The sequence below is a fragment of the Streptomyces sp. MB09-02B genome, from assembly GCF_033794485.1.
GTDB lineage: Bacteria > Actinomycetota > Actinomycetes > Streptomycetales > Streptomycetaceae > Streptomyces.
Map to the genome: position 1 here is coordinate 1 of NZ_JARGEE010000977.1, position 695 is coordinate 695.

At 70.6% G+C, this 695-nt stretch carries 1 protein-coding gene and 1 pseudogene; one reads left to right on the top strand and one right to left on the bottom strand.

The features are described from left to right. Positions 1-367: DUF6281 family protein (locus tag P1P70_RS45425; protein ID WP_319248452.1), on the top strand; the 367-nt coding region annotated here is incomplete at its 5' end. Between the two features lie 82 nt (positions 368-449). On the opposite strand, the pseudogene P1P70_RS45430 reads toward P1P70_RS45425, so the two are convergent. Beyond that, positions 450-695, bottom strand: a pseudogene (locus P1P70_RS45430) (Fe-S oxidoreductase); the annotation flags it as partial.

The window sequence follows — 695 nt, forward strand, 5'->3', positions numbered from 1 at the left end:
GGGGGAGGGCTCGACTGACGGTGAGGGGGATGGCGGCAGCGCCGACAGTGGCAGCGGGGAGGTCCCGGCGAAGTGCGCGTTCGTGGTGGATTACGGAGGGGACAGCTACAGCGACCGCGGCGACGTGCGGTTCGAGTTGGGGGCCAGGGCGGGAACGGCCCGTGCGGTGCCCTGCGATGACACACCCGGCGAGGCCGGTGCCACGGCCGAGCCGGCGGTGTACGAGGCGTACGAGGCCAAGGGACTGGATCCGTCCGACGCCGTGGCGATCCGCCTCTCGCCGGACGAGGAGCCGATCTTCGTGGTGCGGATCACCGACGACCTGCCGCCGGAGATCGAGAAGCTGTTCCCGGCCGACGAGAGGTGAGCCGCAGGGGCTGTGACACGACGACGCCCCCAGTCCGAGCGGGACCGGGGGCGTCGTTACGACAACTGCCTTGCTGGGGCGGCTACTTGACCGGCTGCGGCTCCGGCTCGCTCTCCGTCTCCGCCGTGCCCGCCGGGGGCTCGTCGTCCGGGACCGGGGTCTTGACGGACTCCAGCAGCAGCTGGGCGACGTCGACGACCGTGATGGACTCCTTGGCCTTGCCCTCGTTCTTCTTGCCGTTGACCGAGTCGGTCAGCATGACGAGGCAGAACGGGCAGGCGGTGGAGACGATGTCCGGGTTGAGCGAGAGGGCCTCGTCGACGCGCTC